General features: G+C 58.6%; 7 protein-coding genes and 1 pseudogene. All 8 read left to right on the top strand.

From position 1 onward, the window contains the following. The first annotated feature begins 9 nt into the window (after positions 1 to 9). The 8 genes and pseudogenes from Q8N04_11280 (at position 10) to Q8N04_11315 (ending at position 6,583) form a co-directional block, all read left to right on the top strand. On the top strand, positions 10 to 2,388 hold the full coding sequence (locus tag Q8N04_11280) for a hypothetical protein (GenBank protein ID MDP3091255.1): 2,379 nt from the start codon (positions 10 to 12) through the stop codon (positions 2,386 to 2,388). 26 nt (positions 2,389 to 2,414) lie between these two features. Further along, positions 2,415 to 2,780: a hypothetical protein gene (locus Q8N04_11285; GenBank protein ID MDP3091256.1), complete on the top strand. Its 366-nt coding sequence runs from the start codon at positions 2,415 to 2,417 to the stop codon at positions 2,778 to 2,780. A gap of 949 nt (positions 2,781 to 3,729) precedes the next feature. Then, positions 3,730 to 4,032, top strand: coding sequence for a hypothetical protein (locus Q8N04_11290; protein MDP3091257.1), 303 nt, complete (start codon positions 3,730 to 3,732; stop codon positions 4,030 to 4,032). A gap of 204 nt (positions 4,033 to 4,236) precedes the next feature. Beyond that, positions 4,237 to 5,034: a sulfate adenylyltransferase subunit CysD gene (cysD, locus tag Q8N04_11295; GenBank protein MDP3091258.1), complete on the top strand. Its 798-nt coding sequence runs from the start codon at positions 4,237 to 4,239 to the stop codon at positions 5,032 to 5,034. A gap of 351 nt (positions 5,035 to 5,385) precedes the next feature. Then, a pseudogene (locus tag Q8N04_11300) lies at positions 5,386 to 5,522 on the top strand (transposase). A gap of 300 nt (positions 5,523 to 5,822) precedes the next feature. After that, the gene (locus Q8N04_11305; protein MDP3091259.1) at positions 5,823 to 6,080 is read left to right on the top strand and encodes a hypothetical protein; all 258 of its coding nucleotides are present in this window, start codon (positions 5,823 to 5,825) and stop codon (positions 6,078 to 6,080) included. Then, positions 6,077 to 6,241: a hypothetical protein gene (locus tag Q8N04_11310; GenBank protein ID MDP3091260.1), complete on the top strand. Its 165-nt coding sequence runs from the start codon at positions 6,077 to 6,079 to the stop codon at positions 6,239 to 6,241. The genes Q8N04_11305 and Q8N04_11310 overlap by 4 nt, the downstream gene beginning before the upstream one ends. A 24-nt stretch (positions 6,242 to 6,265) precedes the next feature. Further along, the gene (locus Q8N04_11315) at positions 6,266 to 6,583 is read left to right on the top strand and encodes a hypothetical protein (protein MDP3091261.1); all 318 of its coding nucleotides are present in this window, start codon (positions 6,266 to 6,268) and stop codon (positions 6,581 to 6,583) included. The last annotated feature ends 77 nt before the right edge of the window (positions 6,584 to 6,660 follow it).

Here is a 6,660-nt window from a genome sequence, read left to right on the forward strand (position 1 = left end):
AGAGGCACTATGGGAATGCAACATCGCTTGACGAAATGGTTGTTCGTGATGCTGGCAATGGTCGGGCCGACACTGGCTCACGACGGATCGGCGGCCATTGGGGCCAAGCCGACAACGTCCGGACAGAGCGGCCCGGCTCGCATGGTGTCGCAATATGGTGCGGCGCTCGCCGGTAACCGGGTGGCGGAGTGGGCTGCGCTCGATCTGGGCTGCTTGACACTCAGACGCCAACGAGGCGCATCTGAGCAAACCGACAGGACCTGCTGGGACGACACGCTGAAAGCCCATCGTGAATTAGTCCAGGATCAACCGGAAACCGGAATCTTCGAGACGGGGGGGCGGGGGGTCGGTTTCGGCTTGCTGTCCGAAACGCATCGTCATGCCGATTACTGGAAGGACTATATGCCGGCGGTCGTCGTCTCCCCTGCCGTGATCGGCAAAGATGGGGGACCAGGCCCCGTCCTTGAGGTCCTCAACGCCTCGCCCGTCAGGCCGTTCGCGTTGAACAATCTCACGGGCCAAGAGCCGGTACGGGTTTCCGGCCATACCGTCGAGGTTCGGGTATCCTACCCGGATCCGCTGACGGCTCCCCTCGCGCTGCGCCCCGGAGAGGTGTGGTGGGCCAGCGGCGTCCTGCGCCGGTACGGTCCTGTCAGGGAAGTGACGGTCCGCTTCGTGGTGGTTTCAGGATTGCGAAAGCTGGGATATCCAGTCGATCAGGCCGTCGTCAACGAGGCCCTTTCCGGTGCCCCGGTGCAGGTCGGCATTCACTACGGGCGTCTTCCGCAATCAGCCGATCCCGGTGGGCGGCAGAACGATGAGGTGAAGAGTCGCTTGGGGGCCGGCGGGCTTGTCCTGGGTTCCGCTCGCTGGTGGGACAGGAAGGACGCGAACCAAGCCTTTGCCGCCGGGCTGGCCCGCGCCGAACAGATGCCGCGCTCTACCGAACGAGCGAGGCTGCTGACCAGGCTCACGCTCATCGATCAAGCCGATCCGGCGCTGCACACCGTCATTGCCGACGATCGGCTCCAGACATTTCTTCGGGAGGGTCTGACCAAGAGCGGAATCTCAGGACCGGATGAGGCCGTGGCGACGAGGCTGGCCGAGCTGTACTGGAACCTTCAGGCGCAGACCTGGCGCCAGGAGCTCACCGAGGTCGCAATGGGTCACTCCACGGCAGCGGAGGCCCTCTATCAGGCCATTGAATCGTTTGAACGTGTGACAGCCGGCGGACAGGCGCCCCCCGAACGGCGGCGGCAGCTCGGCGCGCTCTATCGATGGAACAACGATGCCCCCTCCGCGCTCGCGGCGCATGAAGCGCTACTGAAAGATACCGCCTCAGGAGGATCGCTGCACGGCCGGCTCTTATCCGAACTCGCCTGGGACCGGATTCAGTGGCTCTCCTGGGAGCGGCGCCATGGTCATCCGTGGCTGGAGCAGGCCCGCCAGGAAGCCGAGCAGGCGTTGAGCCAGGTGGAGACTCCCGTCGAGAAGCTCCTGGCGGCCTATGCGCTGGTCCTGGTGGAGGCCCTGCGTGTGCCTCGCGAACCGGCGCATCTGCAGGAACGATTGCAGACCGCGAAAATCTGGCACGATCGCGTCTCCGGCGCCGTCGGCGTCTGGCCCTATCTGGTCGGGAACGATGTCGTGAAAGCCTTGCTGCCGAACACCGAGCAGGTGACATTGCCGACGCCGGTTCGTGCATCGGATGTACTCAATGTCGAAGTCCACGCCAAACCGCGGCGGCAAGATATCGTGTGGCAGTGGAACTTCGACCAGGACGCGCTCGATGCGCCGCCCGCGGGATTTGTGGCCTGGAGCACGCCTGGAGCGGAGCCCTCCGGCTGGCGTGTGCTCCCGGACGGCCAGATCCCCACGCGGGGCAACCTGGTCGTCCAGGATCGCCCTTGTGTGGCAAGTGAGTGCGCGCATCTCCTGCTAGCCGACCGCATCCGCACCACCTTTCCGGATGTCACCGTGCAAGTGCAAGATCTGTCGGCGGACGGAGCCGGCGAAGCCGGGATCGCGCTGGCTGTGCGCGACAACCGAAATTTCTATGCGGTCACGCTCAATCCCACGACGGGCAAGTTAACCTCCAGGCGCGTGCTCGATGGCCGCACGACGGTGCTGGGGGAAATTACGGTCAAATTGGCTCAGCGCCCCTGGCACAGCCTGCGGGTTCAACGGATCAATTTCATTCATCTCGATCGCGGCCGGCTCAGCGTGTTCGTCGACGGTGCGCAGGTGGCTGCGGTAGCGGACGAGTGGATTCCACAGGAGGGGCTGATCGGACTGATCACCATCGGCCGGACGGCGGCCCAGTTCGACGGATTGCACGTGCTGGATCTCGTATCGAATCGCACGTTTTCCGGTCCCGCCGCCTACTAAACGCAGGCGGCGGGCAAAGGAATGCCATGCAGCATCTTCGCGCCCTTGAAGACCAGAGCGTCTATATTCTTCGTGAAGCCTATAAGCACTTCGACCATCTCGCCATGCTCTGGTCGTTTGTCTCGCAGGGGTCGTTATGGGCTAGCCGCTCAAGCCAATGCGCAGTACGTCTTTCAAATGGAAACCCGTTCATCGGTGGTGGCCTTGCTTCGGCTGGTACTTGGGAAATTCGCGATGGAAACGGGGGATTCATCTCAAACGGAAGTTTTTGGGCCTCGCGAGATCTGAGTTTTACGTGCAGTCTGTTTTTAAACGGTAATGTGTTTGTCGCAGGAGGCACCGCAAATTTGGGGAATTGGGAAATTCGGAATGCTAGGAGCCTGTCCGAGTAATCGGTTTCGCAAAATCTCTACGTGCACATTTGGCGCAGGATCAACGATCGCACTTCGGTGAGGGGTGTTCAGATACCCCTGAAATTGGCATATTTTTGAATACTCGGACAGGCTCCTAGCCGGTGGTATTGCCCAGACTCCTCATCCGTCACGATAAGAGCTTGGGAACATGATGGAGTCCAATCTGGGTGATCACAAAACAAGAACCCTCACGCCGCTAATGTTAATGATTGTGGTATGGGTTGGAGAAGTAGTTGCTGCCAATGATTCTCTACCGATCCACAGTGTTCTGAGGTCAGGCATGTCTTATCATCTTCATTCGGTCACCCTACAGGGAACGGTCCGTACGCTTCAGGCCGGGCTTCCCACAGTCTGGGAAGATGGGTCTCCGTGTGAGCAGTATGACTCATATCGTTTTACGCTTGAGGACCAGACGGGTTCTATCGAGGTAGCAGTTCGTGGAGTCTGTGGTCGCCCCGGAGCTGTCAGGACTGTTTCAGAAGGCGATCATGTCACAGTCCTAGCACTAATTCATGCGTTTCAGGGAGACGGTACTGCCCTGTGGGCGTTCCTGGCAATGGCCCAGGAAATCATGGTTCTCAAGGGGCCCTAGCCTGGGTTCGACAGGACTACGAAGGTTCCTCTGAAGCCTCCTACCCTGTCTACCTCCAGCCAGCGTTCGAACCAAGGGCCTGATGAATCCGAAGGGGACAGAGAAGAAGCGCGGCGCCTCGCAGACCCGTGCGACTCTCGCCGGAGCAACGACGAAGCAACCAGTCGAGCTCCCCGACGGGATGTGGGACAGATTACGAAGAAAGCCCATGAGTTGTGGAAGCGGGAAGGGCAGCGGGAAGGGCATGACCTGTGAGACTAGTTCGCCGCGGAAGCGGTCGTCATGGAAGAGACCCTCGACGCCCGTGAGTAACCGAGCTCGTGCAGAGCTGACACTATGACGCGCATCGGAGACATGTCGCGAGCGGAGTGGACCATCGCCGAGTGGATGCGCAAGCAGACCGGGCTGGATGTGCCGAGGGAGATCCCGGCGAGCATCGCCCGCGAAGTTCGGGAGGAGAACCCTCGACGCGTGACGCGCCGGATCGATCATGAGGCGGTTCGGCAGACCTTTGCCGACCGTGGTGTCACGCCGGATTACTGTGGCGGCTACCTCGCCTGTCTCTATACCGAGTATGAACGGCAGCTCGCTGAGCGGCATGATTTCCCGCTGACCTTTCTGGAGTTTTGCGTGCACTGATTGTACTACGAGTACAAGCTCATGATGCAACTCGCTCCGCTGTGTTTCGGACTACCGGGGAACCGGCGTGCGCGGTTCGATGGCAGCTGCTCCGAGGTTTCAGCGAGTCGCATGTGACGGTGAGCGATGGCATCGCGTTGCGCCAGGTGTCAAAACGTGGCTCGCATCGATGAGACGAGCGGGAGAAGAACTGGGGAATAGCAAATGAACCACTTGCGCCAACTCGAAGACCAAAGCGTCTATATTATTCGTGAAGCCTACAAACACTTCGACCATCTCGCCATGCTCTGGTCGATGGGCAAGGACTCGACGGTGCTGCTCTGGCTGGCGCGGAAAGCGTTCTTTGGCCACGTGCCGTTTCCGCTCGTCCACATCGATACCGGTTACGAGATGCCCGAGTTGATCGACTATCGGGACCGGCTCTGCCGCGAATGGCGGCTCGATCTGGTCGTCGGCCAGAACCGCGAGGCGCTGGCCGCCGGCATGAACCACACGGTCGGACGCGTCGCCTGCTGCTCGGCCCTAAAGATCGAGGCGCTCAAACAGACCATTGCCCAGCACGGGTGGACCGCCGTCATCCTCGGCATTCGCGCGGACGAGGAAGGCACGCGGGCGAAAGAGCGGTACTTCTCGCTCCGCGACAAACACGGAGAATGGGATTTTCGCGATCAGCCGCCTGAACTCTGGGATCAATATAAGACCACATTTCCCGCCGGTTCACACGTTCGCGTACATCCCCTCCTCGACTGGACCGAACTCAATATTTGGGAATACCTCGAACTGGAGCAGATTCCTTTGCCCAACCTCTACTTCGACCGAGGCAACGGTACCCGCTATCGAAGCCTCGGTTGCGTGCCCTGCACAGGGACGGTATCGTCGTGCGCCATCACCATTCCGCAGATCATCACGGAATTGCGGACCACGACGATCGCTGAGCGTTCCGGGCGGGCGCAAGACGAAGGCCGCGGGATGGAAACCCTCCGCAAGCTCGGACACATGTAACCGCTCGGTTTCGTGCGGCCTACTCCCTTTTTCCCGATCTCCCAATCTGTGGTCTTTCCCTGCACGACAGATTGTCGTGACTGCGCCCGCGTGTAGGCCCGCACGAGCGTGTGTCTATGCACTTGCACTTGAGCATGTGGCTCTGTGCTTACGAGTCGTTCGGCAACGCCGGTGCACGGTTTCTCCTTATTCACGAGAAGGTTACATTCCACCATTGAAGGAATACCGTGTCGCGGCCTTCTTCTTGCTGTATGTAGCTGTATGTATATGAGATATGAGGACCGCAGCGGGAGTTGTGAACAGCATGATATAGACGAAGGACAAGCCGATGCCCTACACCGATACACAGCAGCACTCACGATTACGAAGCGCTACCGGCTGCGCTGGCAGATCGAGTTGTTCCTCAAGTGGATCAAGCAGCTTCTTCGTTTCAAGGCGCGCTTTGGCACCGAAGAGAACGCCGCACAACACAAATCTGGATCGCGATGTCCATCTACGCGCCGGGGGCGCATCGTCAAGAAGCGCCTGGCACCCTCTCCGCCAGCCTGGCCAAAACCCTGAAGAGAGCCTGACGATCTTCGAGCGAATTCTCTTAGGGAAGGTCTGATTAATTCGAAGTTCTGGTCAGGAACCAACCAGATTCCCTGCGTTTCGTACGCTGGTTGATAGAAATCGGGAATTATTCAGACCTTCCTTAGATCAACTACTTTTCCCCTCGGAAGTAGAACGCATGTTGCCGGACTTTATCAACCAGTTCAATCTGTGCGAATGATGTTGAGACACTACCGATGACAACTCGTGAAAAAGAAAGAACTGTATCGTCACACGAACCCAAAGATACAAACAGTACAAGGGACGAGATGCCTGTAAATACAGGGCCGGTTACCATACCTGGATCAGCTGATTTTCAGGCACAATACGCTGGTCGCGATGTCGCAGCCGGATTGATCGCTGGGTCAATGGCTATTCCATTGACGGTGGGCATCGCCATGATGTCCAAGTATCCCATCAAGGTGGGGTTGGCCACCGTCGCGTTGCCTGCTTGATCGGCTGGCTCAATGCCTGGATCAGGCCTGGCAACTATATCGGCTGGCCGGAAATCGCGGCAGGCCTGGCGCCGGTGTTGGCCGTGGGCGTGACCAGCTTTGGCCTGGGGAATATGGCCTTTGCAGTTTTCCTGACTGCGACCTTTCAAGCCGTCATATAGAAATTCAACTGGCAGCGATATATTTTGGTTGCCGTGCCGGTGTATCTGGTCGAAAGGCTGCTGGCGGGCGCCGGTTTGAAGATTGCCCTCAAGTTTCTTACGTTCACCTATGAGCTTCCTGAAGGAATGGTATCCGCCGATACGTTCTGGAACGGCGTGCGCATACAGATGGGCCTGATATCCATGGCTGGTTATGTTGGCTTTGTGTATCTGTTTTTAAAGTTCAAGAACACACAGCCCGCCGTTCCTTATTTCGTGCTGATCATAGTAGGAACAGTCCTAGCAGCCTGTCGGTCTTCTCATCAATTTTGCCTGCAACCCTGCATTGTGGGGAAAATTTGATCGGGTTTTCCTCACACAGATTTTTAGATTTCCATCAAATAGCTTTTCACACGCTCAAGCAGCACCGTTGCCGTCGC

Origin of the sequence: Nitrospira sp., from assembly GCA_030692565.1 — a bacterium.
In the GTDB taxonomy this organism is placed as follows: domain Bacteria; phylum Nitrospirota; class Nitrospiria; order Nitrospirales; family Nitrospiraceae; genus Nitrospira_D.